Below are 17,334 nucleotides of genomic sequence, written 5' to 3'. Positions count from 1 at the left end.
GTACCGTCATCTTCCGGGACGAAAACTGAACGGGAAAGCCTGCAAAACACGTACCCTTTATGTGTGTCGAATTCTACAGAGATGAGGCGGCGACCGTCCAATCAGAAGATGCCGCTCAGATTGAAACCGTCGCGCACGGTCAAGGAGGCTTAGCTATGGCGATCACTCGCAGCGAGAACATGCGGTTGATCAAATCCAAAGATACCCGGCCCGAGCTCGAGTTGCGGAAACTGCTGCGACAGCTCGGGCATGGCGGCTATCGGCTACACCGGATGGACATTCCGGGACGGCCCGATGTCGCGTACGTCGGCCGGCGGAAGGCTATTTTCATGCACGGTTGCTTTTGGCACGGCCACGAATGCAAGCGAGGCGCTCGCGCTCCGAAGTCAAACATTTCGTATTGGGCACTGAAGATTCAGCGTAACCGGTTGCGGGACCAGTTAGTTCTCAGCCAGCTTGAGGCCGCTGGTTGGTCGGTACTTGTAGTGTGGGAGTGCGAGATCCGCCAACCGTCTGTCTTGTCCCCGAAGCTTTCGACTTTCCTTGAGCTGGCGACGTGAGCATACCGTCGACTTCTACGCGGAGCAGCTCTACGTCGTCAGCGGTTGCAGAGGGAGCCCGGAAATATTTGACCGGTCCGCACAAACGCAGGGCGCCTAGTGCGGCGCTAATAAAAAGCTGATTGCAGCCATCACGAACCAACTGGCTCGCGCTAACTCTGTTCGCCGCAGAATCGACACATAGTAGATGTGGCGGCGGCAAGTAAGGACGAGCGGCGCGCGAAGGGTCGTTGATGCAGCGGATTGCCCGCCGCCGCACCCGCCGTATCGATCTACGTCTGCGGCGACAACTGCCCTCCGCGCCGAGCATGCAGAAACAAACAAAGGCGCGTATTCGCGCACTTCGGGATGGGCTCAAGGCCTGCTCCGTATAGGCCCGAGTAACTTGAAGACACTGCTGAATCGCCTTGCGGATCGCTAAGCCACTATGGCCTATCTACTTACGTTCGTCAGAGACATCTTCGCGGAAAAAGACCGATTCCAGACAGTTTGAGACATATATAACTTAAATGAGACGAAGTAATAGTCTTCTCTCAATTCTATCGATTCAAGAAAGTCTTTAATTCCAAGGAAATCTGATGGCCTCTGACTATCTCACCGCCGAAACCAGCCTCGTCGAATGTCGCCGGTGCAGGTCCGCTTGTATAGAAACTCGCGACTACGGACGAAAAACCGGTGGCGCAATCGGTGCCGTCGCTGGCATCACCCGGCAGTGCAACGGCCGCATGGTCGGGCGCAGAAATAGGCGCGACGGTCGGGCTTATCTGTGGCCTCGTCGGAATCGCCGTTGGTCTTACTGCGGGCAGCACGATGATCGGCGGAGTGCTTGGGGGTGCCGCAGGGTTTGCACCGGCGCTGTAGTCGGTCAGGTACTCGATGGAAATATCTTCGATAACTATCGCTGCTTCAAGTGTAGCCATTCATTCAGCAAGCGTCTGACTTGAAGTTCCTCGCTAATTGGTCGGTTCTAAGTCGCGAGACTTTTTTGGCCGTCCCGTCTATTCCCATTTCCGAAAAAAACGCCCGGCTCTGACCGGGCTATATGCGCTCAATTTTTTCAAGGAGTTATCCATGCATCTCGTGCAAACCATGGCCTACGTCAACGATATCCCATGGCACGGCCTGGGCAATCAGCTTGCCCACAACCAGCCGCTCGAAGTCTGGGCGCAACAGGCGGGTATGAACTGGAAGATTGAAGAATCTGAGGTTCGTTTCGTAGCTGGCAACGCTGGTCTCGGTTCCATCCATGCGTTTCCGGAACAGAAGGTGCTGTATCGCTCGGACACCAGGGCACCGCTGTCCGTCGTGTCAAGCCGCTACCAGGTCGTACAGCCCTCGGAGATCCTGGAGTTCTATCGCGACCTGACCGAGGTCGGCGGCTTCGAGCTCGAAACGGCCGGCGTCCTGAAGGACGGGAAGAAGCTTTGGGCACTCGCGAAGACCGGTCAGAGCGCGACGCTCAAGGGCAGAGACAAGGTCAACGGCTATTTGCTACTTGCGACCGCGTGTGACGGCACACTCGCGACAACGGCACAGTTCACCTCTGTTCGTGTCGTCTGTAACAACACGCTCGCCATAGCGCTCGGCGACAGCACCGGAACGATCAAGGTACCTCATCGTAGCCAGTTCGATGCACCGGCCGTGAAGCGTCAACTCGGCATCGCCGTTTCGTCGTGGGACGGGTTCATGGTGCGCATGAAAGCGTTGTCGGAACGCAAGGTGACGGCCGAATCCGCTGAAGCCTATTTCCGCCGCGTGCTGACCTATCAGACCGGTAGCGCATCGGGGGCTGCGGACAAGCCGAACGCGACTACCAACGATAGCGCGATCCGTGCTGTGCACGACCTGTTCGCCGGTCGAGGCAAGGGCGCGACCCTCGCATCTGCGTCTGGAACCGCGTGGGGGCTGCTCAATAGCGTCACCGAGTTTGTCGACCACCAGCGCCGTGCGCGCAGCGAAGACCACCGGCGCGACGCGGCGTGGTTTGGCCACGGAGCAACGCTCAAACAGAAGGCTTGGGACGAAGCACTGAAGCTCGTCGTCTGAATCATCGCTATTGGTGGCTTCATCGTTACTCGCCATCTATCGTCTGTTTCCGTCATAAGGCGCCCAGTTGAGCTTCGGCTCACCGGGCGCTTTTTTATTTATCCGTCTGGGAGAAGGCCATGTCGCAACTCATCCAGGAAGAAAAAACCATCAGGAAAGGTTCCGCATTACGTCTGGTCGAAACGCGCAGCCTGAGTCGAACCGACTGGCTGGAGGTCCGCAAGACCGGCATCGGCGGCTCCGACGCCGCAGCAGCGGTGGGTCTCAATCCATACAAGAGCGCGCTCGAACTGTGGCTCGAAAAGACGGGGCGCGACGCGAATCTCGCCCAACCCGATCCGCACGACACCACTGAGCCGGTCTACTGGGGAACGCTACTCGAACCCATCGTCGCTGCAGCCTATACGCAGCAGACCGGCAATCGCGTGCGTAAGGTCAACGCGGTCCTTCAGCATCCAACGATTCCGTACATGCTCGCCAACCTCGACCGGGAGATTGTGGGCGTACCGGGGCTGCAGATTCTGGAATGCAAGACGGCCGGCGAGTTCGGTGCGCGGCTGTGGCGCGACGGTGTACCGGAATACGCGCAGTTGCAGGTCCAGCACCAGTTGGCTGTTACCGGTAAGCGCGCCGCCGACGTCGCTGTGCTGCTTTGTGGTCAGCAACTGGCGGTGCACCGTATAGAACGTGACGACGAACTCATCGCCCGGCTCATCCCGCTTGAGGCGGCGTTCTGGCAGTACGTCACCAGCGACACACCACCACCGGCAGACGGTTCCGAGTCGGCCGACCGCGCCCTGCGCTGTCTGTATCCGGGCTGCGCAGGTTCGGTGGATTTCACAGACGATCGGCGGCTCTCCGCAACATTCGCTGATCTAGTCGCAGTGCGTGCAGAAATTGAAGCACGCGCCCGACAGGAAGCGAAGTTCAAACAGACCATCCAGCAAGCGATGGGCGACGCATCCCGGGCGCTGTTCGAAACCGGTGAAGTGTCTTTCAAACGCAGCAGGGATTCAAGCGGAGTGGATCTGAAGCGGCTGCTCGCCGATCACCCCGAGTTCGAATCGCAATATGCCATCACGAAACCGGGCTCACGCCGCTTCCTGGTTTCCGTCTAAATTTTCCCTTCGCCGTAAACATCTTCAATTCAGGAGAGCCACCATGCTCAAGGGTCTGGCGATCACACCGCCTGCTATCGGTCGCATCACCATCGGCCGCGTCGTCGAAAAGAACGGCAAGCGCCTGCCGGAAAAGGACGACCAGTTCACCATCACCAGCCAAATGCAGCACGCGAGCGGCTGGCTGCTGCATCCCCTCAACGAAACACTCCGCAAAGCTACCACGGGCAAGCTGCGCTCGATCCCCGTCAGGCTGCTGTTCAACGATCCGGACCTGAACCTGCGTGCCGAATACAGCCTGTTCGATCGCAGGACCGGTCGCCCGGTTTGTGTCGGCGACGGCGAAACCTGCCGACGCGTCACGGACGGTGGCATTGCGTCCATGGGCTGTCCCACGCCTGATGGCTGCGAGTTCGGGGAAGCGGGCGGCTGCAAGCCTTATGGAAGACTCAATGTCGCCATCGGTGATGAAGATGAACTGGGTTCGTTCATCTTCCGCACCACCTCCTACAATTCGATCCGCACGCTCTCCGCGCGGTTGCAGTATTTCAATGCCGTGTCGGGTGGATTGCTCGCCTGCCTGCCGCTCGAACTGAAGCTTCGCGGGAAGTCGACCACACAAAGTTTCCGTTCGGCGATCTACTACGTCGATCTGGGTGTGAGAACTGGCAGTAATCTGGAAGAAGCCATCGGGGAGGCGCGAGAGCTTGATGCGCGCCGCCGCACGGCCGGCTTCGACCAGGCTGCGCTCGATGTGGCAGCGCGTGCGGGCTTCGCCAATGGCGCATTCGAAGACAGTGCCGAGGAAAGCGCCGCTGTGGCGGAAGAGTTCTATCCCGGCGCCGAATCCCGCGACGGGACAGGCACAGGCAGTTCTGGCGACGGAACCGCGACGCGGGTCGCCGATGATGCATCGGATACAAGCGGAAAACAGGGGAAACCCACGCTGCGTGACAAGCTCGACCGACGCGCGGCGCTGCTGGGAGGAGCGGGGGCATGAGCCACGAGTCTGGTGGGGCGGTCAGACGCTCGCATCGCGACGTGCCGTGGATGACCTTCGCGCTGGCAGTCGCTGCAACCGCGACGGCGATCTGCATGTCTCTGCTGGCCGGCTGGCAGCGCGGCGGCGAACTGCCGGAGCGGCTTGTCTGGGTGGCGATCGGCGTCGTGCTGGTTATAGGTGCTCACCTGCTTCCCGCGCTGTGCCGCTCCTCGCCCTGGTCGGTGCGCGGCGTCGGCGGTCTGCTCTGGGTCGCGTGTATGGCGACCGCCTGCTTCGGTCACGCGACCTTCTTCGTACTCGCGCAGCAGCATGCCGGGGAGCGTCGCGCGTCGTCGTTGGTCCCGGCGGTCTCCTATGCCGTACCAGCCGGGCGCAGCCTGACGGCGATCATGAACGATCGGGCGAGCGTGGTCCGGCAACTGGCGATCGCTGACTCACAGCGTTGTGAACGTGACTGTCCCATGCTCAAGGTCCGGCGTGTGGAGTTAGCGGCACGACTGGATGCGCTGAACGCCGAAGCCGATGATGTCCGGCGACAACAAACGGCGGACGACCGCAGGATCGAGCAGCGCGACGCACTGACTGCCGATCCAGTCACGGCAAAGCTGGCGGTGATACTCGGTACGACCGTGAGTGGCGTCGACGTGCTGTCAGGCCTCGCCTTGGCCGTAGTACTCGAAGGTGTCGCCTGTCTGCTCTGGAGTCTCACACTCAGGCCACCGCAATCCGTGGTCGTCACGCCCTCCGTCATCGACGCAACCAGTCCGGGTCACGACCCCGTCACGCCCGGTCGCGGCGTCGTTGATATGCCAGTCACACTGGCAGAAACAGAAGTCATGACACTGGCTCGCGAGGTTGCTGCCGGAACCGTCCGCGCTACCGTATCCGATATCCGGCGCCACCTCGGCTGCTCGCAGGCCAAAGCCACCACATTACGCCGGCAGCTCGCCGAACAGGCTTCTACGCCCTAGTCCGGACAACCGTCCGGATTCCCTTCATATCCCTTGCATCCGATTTTTCTTCGGAGGCGTTCGTTCGTCCATTGCCTAGAGAAACACTGTCATGAATCAGCTAGTTTCAAGACTCACGAAACCACGGCTCAAATGCGGGCGCCTGTTCGCCACGCCCGCCGCGCTCGAGGCGCTGCAGGCCGTCAACGTATCAGTCGGTGATCTGTTGAGCCGCCACCTGTGCGGCGACTGGGGCGACCTGAGCGCCGAAGACCGCGCGCAGAACGATCTCGCATTTGAAACCGGTCTACGCGTGTTGTCCTGCTACGTGCTCCCCGAAAACGGAAAGGTCTGGATCATCACTGAATGGGACCGTTCGATGACGACCGTCCTGCTGCCCGGCGACTACTGAGAACCGGTGTCTGCTTTGCAGTCATCCGCGATTTTCGTCTGTCGTCCATCCGCATTCCCCAACCACTTTGTCCACTATCTGCCACCGGCCATGTCCCGACGGCAGGATAAATAATGCTGGAGCCGCTATGCAATCCACAAACATTTACGACGAGATCCGCTTCAAGGCGGGCCGCACCACCGTCACCCCGGCCGCCGCCGCCGCACTCGAAGTAGCCAAGGTGCACGACATTCTTCTGCTTGCACGTCACCTTCACGGCGACTGGGGCGATCTGGGCGAGCGCGACCGCCTGCAGAATGAACTCGCCGTGCTCCTCGACCTGCGCATTCAGTCGCGCTACGCGCTGCTGTCCGGCACAGTCATCCAGGTCGTCACCAAGGCCGACCGCTCCACCACCACGATATTGCTTGCCGACGGTGGATAGCGTAACGCGACAGAATCCGGCGCCGGATATTTCTTTCAGCGCCGGGCGAATCTCGCCGTCAACTGTTCCACGATTCCCACGATCATCTCCCGGTCCTTCGGACCCACTCCGGCAAGCAGGCGGGTCAGATGTTTCGCCTGATCGCTCGGGCGACTGCTGACCTCGGTCAGCAGGTCTGCAATATCGCAATCAAAGGCGTCGGCCAGTTCCACGAGCCGCGCCACATTTGGCATGACCAGTCCACGCTCGATCCGCGATACCGCTTCATTTCCGATTCCCAGCTGTTCTGCGACCTGCTCTTGGGTCAGGCCCGCAGCGACGCGGTTTCTCGCTATCGCCCGTCCCACCATCCCAGCCAGTCGATCCATGTCAGTTTCCGGCATTCGCCCTCCCTTTCCACCCGAATGGTTGGCGATCACCCCACTGACATGAAGGGTTTTTCAGGCTGATATTCAACCTTTTAGGATGTTTGCCGTTATCCCTTCTGTACGGCGCCTCCCAGTCTGCTTAATCGGTTAGCAGGCGGGACGCCCGGGCACGTATGGTTGGCATGTCCGGCATGGAACGAAACATTCGCGCAATCCGGTCGACGGAGCAGTTCGATAGCCCGGTAGTCGCTCCATTTAGTCGCTGACAAACCTAAGAGGACAAGAAATTGAAGACTTTCGAGAGCGCAGGATTGATGAAGCTGACGCTTTGCGCGTCGCTCGCAGTAACGCTTGCCGCATGTGGTGGCGGCAGAAGTGACGGAAACGCAGGCGCCCCGGCTTCGCCCGCAGGAAACAGCAAGGCGCAACTCACCGGCAAGGCTATCGACGGCTATCTGTCCGGTGCGACCGTCTGTTTCGACAACGGTCAGGGGGCGTGCGATACGACGCAGCCTTCGGCCACCACCGATGCGAACGGCAACTACTCGCTCACGCCGAACGGCAACGTCGTTGGCAGACAGTTACTGGTGGTCGTTTCCCCGACGACAAAGGATCTCTCGCGCCCCGGCTACACATTTCCGACGTCGTTCACGCTTTCGGGCATCGTGACTGACCAGACCGGCCAGGCGCCCGTTACGCCGATCTCGACGATGGTGGTCGCAATGATGCAGTCCGGCATGAGCCAGTCGTCAGCAACGGCTGCGGTGTCGAACCTGCTGGGCGAGCCGGTGAATCTGGCGACCGATTACGTCGCGGCGAATGACACGACCGCGTCCACCTTTGCGACAAACGTCGTGAATACGGTCACCTCGTTCGGGTCGAACGGCACGACATCGGCGAGCACTGTGCGCTCGCTGCTTCAGGCGATGGTGGTCAACAACACCACGACGCCCACGCAGGCCCAGGTGACGGCACAGGCTGGTCAGCCCGTTTATCTGCCCGCAGATGCAACGCAGGTGCTGGCCAGTCCGACGTCTACGCTCGACGGCTATCTGTACGACTGGGTAACCGGGCCGAAGAATGGCACGAACCAGCAGGCTCCCGTTCAGACAATCTATCAACTCGCGGGTAGCGTGCTTTCCAGCACCCAGCAGGAGTTCGTCAACAACGCGTGGTCCACGCCGGACATCAGAAAATACAACCAGATGATCGGCGCCTACGAACTGAAGGCGGACGCGTCGGGCTTCTCGCCGTACGTGCCGCTCTCGCAATACAACACGCTGCTGCTCTCCGGCGTCGGCCCTACGCTCACCGGCACCGATCCAAGTACCGGCATCGCGTTCACGTATGAGTATCGCGCCGTGGACCTGAGCGGTCTGCCGATGTCGACGGCCGTTTCGCCCAATGGCGAATCGCTTTTCCCGCTCTGGACTTCATCGGCGATGACGTCCACCAAGTTTGCGGCGGGCACGAAAGCGTACGCCGGGCTGCTCTCGTACGCAGCAGATCGGGTGATCGTTCCGGTGTGGCAACCCATATGCGACGCGCCGGCAGTGACCAGCGGCGTGACGTGCGGAGGAGCGCCGGCTGTCATGGACGGCGCACAGGTCGTCGAGGTTTCGACACCGACGGCGGCCAGCTACAACTCCGTTCAGCAGGCGGTGGGTCTGACCATGCTCGCGCCGGGCGGCGGATCGTATTTCCAGCTACTGGCCAACGGCACTGTGCAGCAGGTTCAGCCGAACGCGCCCGGCACGCCGGTGACGGTCGTGAATCCGAACATCGGTTCATGGACGACGTATAGCCGCAACAGCAACGTGATCGTTGTCACGTTCAATGCGGCCGAAATGGCCGTACTGCGCGCTGCGGCTGCGTCGCAGCAACAGGCGCAGGTCGATCCGCAGACGGTACCGGTGCTCAATGGCGCGTCAACCGTAGTGGTGTTGGTGAACAACAATCTGATGGTGGGCTGGCTGTTCCCGGCGACCTATACGGACAGGTCGGTCCAGTTCGGCTCAGCGTTGCCGCAACCGTTGCTCGACGCGGTGAATGCAGCAGCCACTGCTTACTGGAGTTCGGTCGGTTCCTGAGCGGTAGCCAGGACGCGGGGCGCGGGGCGCGGTTCTCTTTAAAGACGCGCCCCGTCCGCCCCGAGACTCCATGAGCCGCCTCTGCCGACTGGGCACCCGGCTTGTGGGACGACGCGTGGTGCTGACCTACGGCCGCTTTTTTCAGGGTCATCGACGACCGAAACGCCCGGTATCTTTTTTTGTTCGCCCTCGTGGCGGGCGCAAATTCAACTCAACCAGAACCATGAAAGCTTTAAGGCACATATTTCTATCGGTCAGCGTGGCCAGCATCACGATATTCGGACTTGCGGCGTGCGGTAGCAAGACGCTGGACTACCGCAACGCACAAATATCGAACGGGAAGATTTTTGCTGGGGAAGACAACCACCCTTTCAGCGGTCATCTGACCAGTCTGCCGGATCAGCAACTCAGAAACTCCCAGAGCGGACTTGTGCAGATCATGCAGTTCGTCGGGCTGGGCAACCAGAACTTTCATGGAGGTGCGTCGACGGTATTCTGCGACGTCGATGTCAAAGAGGGCTACCTTGACGGCAAGGCTACGTGCAAGGAGTCCGGTTCCGGTCTCACCCGTTACGAAATGGCGTTCACAGGCGGCGCGCTTGACGGCGACGTCAAGGTCTACGCGCCGACCAGCGACAACAATGTGATATCGGAGGTCTCCTTCGAGAAGGGCCGCGCAGACGGGGAGCAGAAGATCTACAACATCGTCACCACAAACCTCGTGTACGACCTGCACTGGCAACGCGGGATATCGGTCGGCGATCAGTCACGCTTCGATGCCGGAACCGGCAAGATGACCTTCCAGAGTCACTTCGATGACGAAGGCAAGCTCGACGGCGATTACGTGGAATCGACACCTGACGGCATCGTCTTTCACAAACTTCGCTACGCACACGGGCAGAAAAACGGTGCCGAAGACGCCTTTGACAACGCAACCGGAAAGCCCACATCCCACATCGAATGGCAAAACGACCGGATGAACGGGACTTACAGGAAATGGGATGCCGACGGCAATCTCGTAACCGATGATACCTATCAGGACGGCGCGCTGGTGCCGACAGCGGCGGAGCAGCAGGCGGCGTCAGAAGCAGCAGCCGGGATGGCCCATGCGGACTGCATGAAAAAATGGCAACGGGCCAGCATGGCGCTGGACGTCCATACCGTCAGCCCGCAGGAAGAAGTCGGGCAATGGGAAGCATCGTGCCAGCAGGGCATATTGCCAGACTAACTTCCTAGAAGCTTCGCCCTTTTTTTGACATTGGCGACGTCCCAATGCATGGCGATACCTTATCAAATACTGGCAAAGCTCTCGAAATGGTTAAAATTTAACCGGCCACTTGGGTCGGTTTTTTTTGCGCTGACTCACGCGAAGGAAACGTAAGCGTGTTCGAGCCGCCGCGTGAGGCAAAATAAACGTAAGCATGTTCGGGCCGCCGCGTGAGGCAAAATTCGTCCATTGAGCGAACCTGCTCCGACAGGCCGCTCATGTCGAGGGTTGAACGTCTGCTGTCGCACACCGCGATCACCCGCTATAAGTCCCGCGTGCAAGTTTGGCATCAGACCGTGTCCGAACATAATGCGCCTTTCGATCGGACCGTGGCACCGACCGATGGAAGACAGTTCTGCTTCTGCAACGGGCCAACCAGAATCCATCGGCAGGAGACGGACTAGGTACGACAAACTAACTGAGCTGAGCCGCGTTGCCATCGCGTTTCTCACGGTCCTTCTCCTTGAGCGCTGCGCGACCCCGGAGCGCAGTTCTGCCAGCTTCACCCAGCTCGCTGAGCGTACGCCACGAGTGTCGTGCGACCACACGCGAGGCACCGCCTATGGATCACGTGAGACAAATTCTCTCCGCTGATGCCCGCAATATCTAGGCAGACGATTAAACGACTTCCTCAAACAAATATTTCACACGTAGCACTCAAGAGCCAGGAAAATCGGTCGTTACATAAACGGTAAGCTCTTGAGTCATTTTCCGCGATTCCATTTCCGATATGCTGGATCGAGAAATCATGCAGGTTCTGCCGGATGCTGGCAGAGACGAAGAACCGCTTTCCACTCCGGCGGTGCATCGCAAGCTCAGCGTCATGCTGGTTGATCCGCCGGTCGTGAAGACGGTGCAGCGCCGGCTGGAAGATATGCTCGAAAATGGGCTTGTCGTAATGGAGCAGCGTGGGCGGGCAAAGTATTGGCGCAAGGTTGCGGGCGCGAGCGGCCTAGCCGCGAACGCAGCCGGCGTGATGACGCACGATGAGGCGCTGGCCCTCCAGACGCTGCGCCGTTTTGCGACTTGGCGAATTCCGACGCTAGTGGCCGAAACGCTGGCACCGCTGTTCGATGTAGCAGGCAAGCGACTGGCAGCTGTCAACAGTGAGCACGAGCGACGCTACCGCAAATGGATCGACAAGATCGAAGTCGAGGCAGGCAGCTTCACGCTGCAATACCCTGAGGTCGATTCCGACGTCTTCGCTGAAGTTTCGCAGGCGCTCTTTTACGAGCAGCAACTTGAAATCGTTTACCAGCCACGTACGAAGGTCGATAACACTGATGCAAAGATCGTACACCCGCTCGGGTTGGTCGAAGTGGGCGGGCTGATTTATCTCGTGGCGGCGATGCCGCGTCATCCCAGTCCGGCGATGTATCGGCTGGATCGTCTCGTACGGGCGACCATGTTGCCCGAGTTATTTGCCTATCCACGGGGGTTCAGGCTTTCGGAGTATGTGCGGGAGCAGCGTCAGTTCGACTTTATGGTCGAAGGCGAGGTCCGCCTGATGCTGAGGTTCAGGAACGGCGCAGGCAATCACCTGCTGGAAGCGCCGCTGTCCTTAGATCAACAGGTCAGCCAGAGCGGCGACACGCTCAAGGTGCGTGGTACGGTGCTGTTGAGCCAGCGGTTACGGTGGTGGCTGCGAGCGTTTGGGCCGAACGTCGAAGTGTTGGCGCCGGAAGGCCTGCGCTCGGAGTTGGCAGCGGAAGCCAAGGCTTTGGCTGGGATTTACGAAGGCGAGTGAGATCGTGAGACGCGCTGCGCCGATTCACGAGCTAATGATGGAGTATGTGCAGCAATGCGGTTGCGCTATTGGCTCCGTTCCTGCTGAGGGCGTTCGGACATGATTTGTCTGAAAGTGGGGCTAACCTGATAGGGCGGCATGTTGATGCCGTCCTATTACACCTCTGACAGGAGAAAACATGTTCACGAATTGCAACTACTCCTCACCCCTGCAACATCTGGCCGCGTTTGCGATCGTGTTTGTCGTTGCTGTGGTGGGTACTGCGGCAGTTGGAGCATACGTCGATTCGGTAAAGACCGATGCTCAACGCGGATGACTCGTTTCACGCGTAATCGACGCTCGAACGAAGTAGTCCGCGACATATAACGAACAAGCTACCAGAAGCGATATGCCAGTACGCCCCGCGCCCTTTACGTTGAAATGTAGTCAGTGCGGTTGGAAACATACGTTTGCTCCGCTTAGCGATGTCCTGATACCGAACATGGATAGCCGCTCGCGTTGCCCGCGATGTGGTGCACATACGTTGGCTCTATCCCAGCCGAATCTGATTGAACGGGTTTCCGGCCGATTTAAGCAGGTTTGGCAGCGTGTGTGATTGAAGTACAACGCTCACGTGGATGATTTGCCAAACCGCCGCGAGTGACTTAAGACGTGATCTATCCGGTGAGCACCCATCGCGTCTGCTTGGTTAATTCTTAATAATTTCAGGTGAGGCTTTCCATGTCTATTGAGTTGGCGCTGTATACGACGGACGAACTGACAAACGCCAAGCTGGACAGTTTGATAGAGTCAAAAACATCGTTTGAGATCGTCAACATCCAGCACATGGGATCGGTGGTCGAAAAAGTCGAAGGACGGATCGAGAAGGCTGGTCTGAGCTGCCGCGTTTACACCGAGTACAGGTCGGCGGCAATGGCTGGTTCTGTGCTCGGTGGAATCACTGCAATTGCTGGCGTAGCAACGGCCGCAGCGATCGCAGCCCACAATCTGGCAACATGGAACCCAGACTATGAGTTGGGAAAGAACCAGATCAAGGGACAACTAAGCGTCGTCCATAAGAAAGAAAAATAACGAAATCGACAACAAGTGTGAATTGATGCAAGAAGGATAGTCACTTCCCTGACATGTCCCGAGTGTCGCGACTGCAACACGGTTACGCGCACTTGTTGTTTCGTTTTATTTCTCCAACCATACCTACAATATCGGTCCAGCATGCAACAAACCGACGATACATCATCGAATGGCCTACACCGAGCCGTATTGAACGAGATCGACGATTTGCTCAGGCAGCTCAAATTCGATGCAACGGACCCGCGCGTTGCGAGCACGATGAAGCAGGTCGTCGATCTCCTCGCTCCGATTCATGACGATCTTGCGAAGCGAATAGAGGCCTTGCAACGGCACGCGCGCTGGGACACGTTTACGATCGCGTTTTATGGCGAAACGAACGCGGGCAAGTCGACGATCATCGAAACGCTGCGTATCCTGCTGCAAGAGCGAACGAAGACGGAGGCGCGCTCCGCGTTTCGCGCGAAAGAGGCCGAGTTCGGCATCAGCGAAGCATCGTTGGCGGCGCGTGCCGAGTCAATCGAAGTGAGCCGAGCGACGCTCGACGCGCAGCGCGAGCAAGTCGCCGAACGTAAAGCGCAACTCGACGCCGATCGCGATGCGCTCCAACAGGAACTGAATGGGCTGCATCTCGCGATTGAGGCGAAGAAGCGGGCCGCATCGTTGTGGCAAAAGCTCGTGTGGCTGTTCAGCAAGCTACCGGAGCAACTCGAATTCGCGCGTACAGGGCAGCGGCAGCGGGAACTTGTGGCTGCGCACGAGGTGGAGCGCGCGCGGCTCGATGCGCAGCTCGACAGCGCGCAAACGGCGCTTCAGTCGCTCGAAGCCCAGCAGGCGAAAGCGCATGCGATGCTCGACAGCCTCGTGCCGTTCGCGGACGGCCAGATTATCGGCACGGGCCGCTCCGACTACACGCTCGACGCACACGGCTACGAATTCGATGCGAACGGTCAGCGCTTCGAACTGCTCGACGTGCCCGGCATCGAGGGCAAGGAAGCACGCGTCATTGACAGCATTCTTGGCGCGGTGAAGGCCGCACACGCGGTGTTCTATGTAACCGGCAAGCCTTCGGCACCGCAGACCGGCGACAAGGACGGGCAAGGCACGCTCGAAAAGATTCGCGAGCATCTCGGCGATCAAACCGAAGTCTGGTCGATTTTCAACAAGCGCGTCACGAATCCGATCCAACTCGAAAAGGGCGATTTGCTGAACCAGGGCGAACGCGCGAGCCTCGCCGTGCTGGACGAAACGATGCGCGAGCATCTGGGCAACAACTATCAGCGTTACATCGCGTTGAGCGCGCAGCCCGCGTTTCTCGCGGCGGGCGATTGTCTCGTGCCGGGCTCGGACGCCGCGCGCAGCCGCGAGAAATTCCTCGCGAAGGGGAGCCCCGCGGACGTGCTCGCTAGGTCGGGTTTCCAGTCGTTTCTCGACTGGTTGAGCCGCAGCATGGTAACCGACAGCGACGCGCGTATCCGTGCCTCGAACGTTCACAAAGTGCGCAGCGCCGTGCAGACGGCGGCCGGTACGATTGCGCTGATCCAGCGCGACAAGGTCGCGCCGCTCGCTGCGGACGTGCAGCGCGACTGGGCCCACGTCAGCGAGCAGTTGGAACTCGCGGTGAATGCGCTCGGCCCCGCGTTGCAAACGCATGCGGACGCCGCGATCCGCACGTTCGAAACGCGCGTCCGCGAGCAGATCTACGAGCGAATCAAGGACGGCATCGATAACGACGACGTGAAGGACGCACTGCGCGCGGCGATGAAGCGCGAGCAGGCGAAGCTTGAATCGGCCCTCCCGACGCTTATGGAGAGGGAACTCGCGCGTTTCCAGCGGGACGTGAGCGATACGCTTGAACGCTTCCAGCGGCGCATCGAGGAACTACAGGATGCGTATCGATCAATCGACACGCCGACACTCGGTAGCTTCGAATTGAACATGAAGTTCGATCGTGGCGTAAATTACATCTCGCTAATTGCGGCGCTCGCAGGGGGGCTAATGATGATCTGGAATCCCGCCGGCTGGGTGACGCTTGCCATCGGCGGAGTGACGCTTGTCGTGAGTATCGCGAAAGCAGTCTGGGGCTTCTTCGACAGTGATTACAAAAAATCGCAGCAGCGCAAGGCCGCGAACGAGAACATCGGGCGCGTCGTCGGCCGCATGGAAGACGCGATGAAGAGCAGTTGCGACAAGGCGATGGAGAGCGTTAAGACGCGCATCGACGAGATTGCTGCCGAAGTCGAGCGATCGGTCAATCAGGTGGCGCAAATCAATTCAACACTGATCCGCGTTAGCGCGAATCTCGCGCAATTTTCTACAACGATTTCCGAAACAGAGGCAGTGTAATGGAACAGACACTCAAGTCTTTCAAGGAACGGCAGGCGGAAACGTTGAAGGTGCTCAGCGATCTGCGATCGTTCCTCGCGCAAGGCGAAGCGTTCGGTATCGACACCGACACGAACGTCAAGACGAAGCTCGACAATGCGATCCGCAGCATGGAGGAGGACAAGCTGCGCGTCGTGCTGATCGGCGGTTTTTCCGAAGGCAAAACGGCGATCGCGGCCGCGTGGCTCGAACGGCTCGACAAGTCGACAATGAAAATCAGCCATGAGGAATCGTCGAATGCAGTTGCGGTCTATGAGGCGAGCCCCGATTGCCTGCTGATCGACACGCCGGGTCTGTTCGGCTTCAAGGAGCAGTTCGACACACAAACCAACACGCTCGAAAAGTACAAGGAACTAACGCGCAAGTACGTGAGCGAGGCGCATCTCGTGGTTTACGTGATGGACCCGACGAACCCGATCAAGGAGAGCCATCGAGACGATCTCACCTGGCTGTTCCGCTCGCTGAACTTGCTGCCGCGCACGGTGTTCGTGCTGAGCCGCTTCGACGCGGTTGCGGATGTCGAGGACGAGCACGAGTACGCGAAACTCTTTGCGATCAAGAAGGACAACGTGGCGGGCCGCCTGCGCGATCTGATCGCGCTGACCGACGCGGAAACCGCCGAGCTCGCCGTGGTGGCCGTTGCCGCCAATCCGTTCGAGATGGGCACGGAATATTGGCTCGCGGACCTCGAGCGTTTTCGCGCGCTCTCGCGCATCGGTCTGCTTCAGCGCGCGACGTCGGAAAAAGTTTCGGCGGCGGGAGGCATCGCGGCTGTCGTCGACGAGACGCGGCGCAGCATCGTGCGCGACGTGCTTGGTAAGCAATTGCCGATCGCCGTCCATAACGACGACCGCATCGCGCAGGAAGTGAACCGCCTCGAAACGATGAGCAACCAGTTGCGCAAGCAACTGATTTCATCCGATGCGCGCATCACCGATGTACGCATCGGTCTGCGCAGCTTTGTGACAGACTTCTTCACCGATCTGATTCTGCAGGCGCGAGGGCAGTCAATGGACACGTTCGCGGAATTCTTCGAGCGTAACGTTGGTTCGGACGGCGTGGTGCTCAACACGAGTCTGCAAAACGCGTTCGATCAGCAGATGCGCTCGGTGAAATTCGAGGTCAGCAAGATGGCCGTCGGCTTCGACGCGGAGGTGAATCACTTCAACGCGAGCGTGCGTGCGTACGGCAAGCAGGGCATCGATTACGTGGTCAAGAGTGGCTTGATAAACAACACGTCGGTGCTGGCGGCGCGCGATGGCATTGTCGGTGTCGCGAAGGTCGTCGGTCTCGATCTCGGCAAGATGCTGAAGTTCAAGCCGTGGGGCGCCGTCAATCTCGCGAAGGGGCTCAACGGCCTGCTGTCGGCATTCGGTCTTGCGCTCGAAATCTGGGACTCTGTGGAGCAGATGAAACGCGAACAGGCGTTCCGCCAGGTACTCGACAAGATGGTCGAGAACTTCGAGAAGCAGCGCGCGGAATTGCTCGGTTTGATCGGTGGGCCGCAATTCGAGGATCAGTTCTTCCCGGAACTTGTCGATTTGCGCGCCAACGTAACGGCGGTCGAGCAAAGCGTCGTGGCGGGACGCGAGAAGCGCGAGCAGTTCCATCGCTGGCGCGATCACGGTGAAGCGATCGATGCGGAGTTCCGGATGATGGATGCTGCTTAATCAGGCCTTGCGTTAATTCCGCGGTCCGACGTTGGTCACGCCGCCCGCAGTCTGGGTGGCGTGTCACGTGTGGCTCATGCGAATGGGAATGCGCGAGTTATGCCTGTATGTCGGCTTGACGTGCGGTGCTGTTTACAAGGCGGTCCCGAAGCGCTAACGCTGTGAGAGATTTAGTGGATGTCGTGAAAGAGGGCACGCCGCCGCGGTGCGCCCTCTAGTCATTTCT

General features: G+C 59.4%; 16 protein-coding genes. 14 read left to right on the top strand and 2 right to left on the bottom strand.

All coding sequences use genetic code 11. The features are described 5' to 3' along the window. Window positions 1-155: 155 nt before the first annotated feature. Window positions 156-560 (top strand): very short patch repair endonuclease, encoded by a 405-nt coding sequence (locus tag PQR27_RS00790; RefSeq protein ID WP_408521836.1) that lies wholly within the window; start codon window positions 156-158, stop codon window positions 558-560. A 539-nt stretch (window positions 561-1,099) separates the two neighbouring features. Here the strand turns inward: PQR27_RS00790 and PQR27_RS00785 are convergent. Next, on the bottom strand, window positions 1,100-1,480 hold the full coding sequence (locus PQR27_RS00785; protein WP_408521835.1) for a hypothetical protein: 381 nt from the start codon (window positions 1,478-1,480) through the stop codon (window positions 1,100-1,102). 151 nt (window positions 1,481-1,631) lie between these two features. On the opposite strand from PQR27_RS00785, the gene PQR27_RS00780 reads away from it, so the two are divergent. The 6 genes from PQR27_RS00780 (at window position 1,632) to PQR27_RS00755 (ending at window position 6,513) form a co-directional block, all read left to right on the top strand. Continuing rightward, window positions 1,632-2,606: a DUF932 domain-containing protein gene (locus PQR27_RS00780; protein WP_408521834.1), complete on the top strand. Its 975-nt coding sequence runs from the start codon at window positions 1,632-1,634 to the stop codon at window positions 2,604-2,606. Window positions 2,607-2,725: 119 nt separating this feature from the next. Beyond that, complete coding sequence (locus tag PQR27_RS00775) at window positions 2,726-3,724, top strand: YqaJ viral recombinase family nuclease (RefSeq protein ID WP_408521833.1); 999 nt, start codon at window positions 2,726-2,728, stop codon at window positions 3,722-3,724. Window positions 3,725-3,767: 43 nt separating this feature from the next. Next, the gene (locus PQR27_RS00770) at window positions 3,768-4,724 is read left to right on the top strand and encodes a recombination directionality factor (protein ID WP_408521832.1); all 957 of its coding nucleotides are present in this window, start codon (window positions 3,768-3,770) and stop codon (window positions 4,722-4,724) included. Next, window positions 4,721-5,698 (top strand): hypothetical protein, encoded by a 978-nt coding sequence (locus PQR27_RS00765; protein ID WP_408521831.1) that lies wholly within the window; start codon window positions 4,721-4,723, stop codon window positions 5,696-5,698. The genes PQR27_RS00770 and PQR27_RS00765 overlap by 4 nt, the downstream gene beginning before the upstream one ends. A 91-nt stretch (window positions 5,699-5,789) precedes the next feature. Beyond that, complete coding sequence (locus tag PQR27_RS00760; RefSeq protein ID WP_408521830.1) at window positions 5,790-6,089, top strand: hypothetical protein; 300 nt, start codon at window positions 5,790-5,792, stop codon at window positions 6,087-6,089. Window positions 6,090-6,216: 127 nt separating this feature from the next. Continuing rightward, complete coding sequence (locus PQR27_RS00755; protein ID WP_408521829.1) at window positions 6,217-6,513, top strand: hypothetical protein; 297 nt, start codon at window positions 6,217-6,219, stop codon at window positions 6,511-6,513. Between the two features lie 35 nt (window positions 6,514-6,548). Here PQR27_RS00755 and relB read toward each other — a convergent pair whose 3' ends face one another. Continuing rightward, a complete protein-coding gene (relB, locus tag PQR27_RS00750; RefSeq protein WP_408521828.1) occupies window positions 6,549-6,881 on the bottom strand; it encodes a type II toxin-antitoxin system RelB family anti-toxin in 333 nt (110 codons plus the stop codon). 287 nt (window positions 6,882-7,168) lie between these two features. Here relB and PQR27_RS00745 point away from each other — a divergent pair, with 287 nt between their 5' ends. From PQR27_RS00745 to PQR27_RS00715, 7 genes are all read left to right on the top strand, one after another. Beyond that, window positions 7,169-8,971, top strand: coding sequence for a hypothetical protein (locus PQR27_RS00745; RefSeq protein ID WP_408521827.1), 1,803 nt, complete (start codon window positions 7,169-7,171; stop codon window positions 8,969-8,971). A 70-nt stretch (window positions 8,972-9,041) separates the two neighbouring features. Then, window positions 9,042-10,199 carry a toxin-antitoxin system YwqK family antitoxin gene (locus tag PQR27_RS00740; RefSeq protein WP_408521826.1) on the top strand — a complete coding sequence of 386 codons (1,158 nt, stop codon included), beginning with the start codon at window positions 9,042-9,044 and terminating at the stop codon, window positions 10,197-10,199. Window positions 10,200-10,986: 787 nt separating this feature from the next. Continuing rightward, on the top strand, window positions 10,987-11,985 hold the full coding sequence (locus PQR27_RS00735; protein ID WP_408521825.1) for a helix-turn-helix transcriptional regulator: 999 nt from the start codon (window positions 10,987-10,989) through the stop codon (window positions 11,983-11,985). 178 nt (window positions 11,986-12,163) lie between these two features. After that, a complete protein-coding gene (locus tag PQR27_RS00730) occupies window positions 12,164-12,301 on the top strand; it encodes a hypothetical protein (RefSeq protein WP_408521824.1) in 138 nt (45 codons plus the stop codon). Between the two features lie 404 nt (window positions 12,302-12,705). After that, window positions 12,706-13,056, top strand: a complete 351-nt coding sequence (locus PQR27_RS00725; RefSeq protein WP_408521823.1) for a hypothetical protein — start codon at window positions 12,706-12,708, stop codon at window positions 13,054-13,056. 189 nt (window positions 13,057-13,245) lie between these two features. Further along, window positions 13,246-15,399, top strand: coding sequence for a hypothetical protein (locus PQR27_RS00720; RefSeq protein WP_408521822.1), 2,154 nt, complete (start codon window positions 13,246-13,248; stop codon window positions 15,397-15,399). Further along, window positions 15,399-17,108: a LeoA/HP0731 family dynamin-like GTPase gene (locus PQR27_RS00715; protein ID WP_408521821.1), complete on the top strand. Its 1,710-nt coding sequence runs from the start codon at window positions 15,399-15,401 to the stop codon at window positions 17,106-17,108. The genes PQR27_RS00720 and PQR27_RS00715 overlap by 1 nt, the downstream gene beginning before the upstream one ends. Window positions 17,109-17,334: the final 226 nt, after the last annotated feature.

The sequence above is a fragment of the Paraburkholderia fungorum genome, assembly GCF_046027215.1.
GTDB lineage: Bacteria > Pseudomonadota > Gammaproteobacteria > Burkholderiales > Burkholderiaceae > Paraburkholderia > Paraburkholderia fungorum_D.
This window is presented reverse-complemented; position numbering and strand designations above follow the sequence as displayed.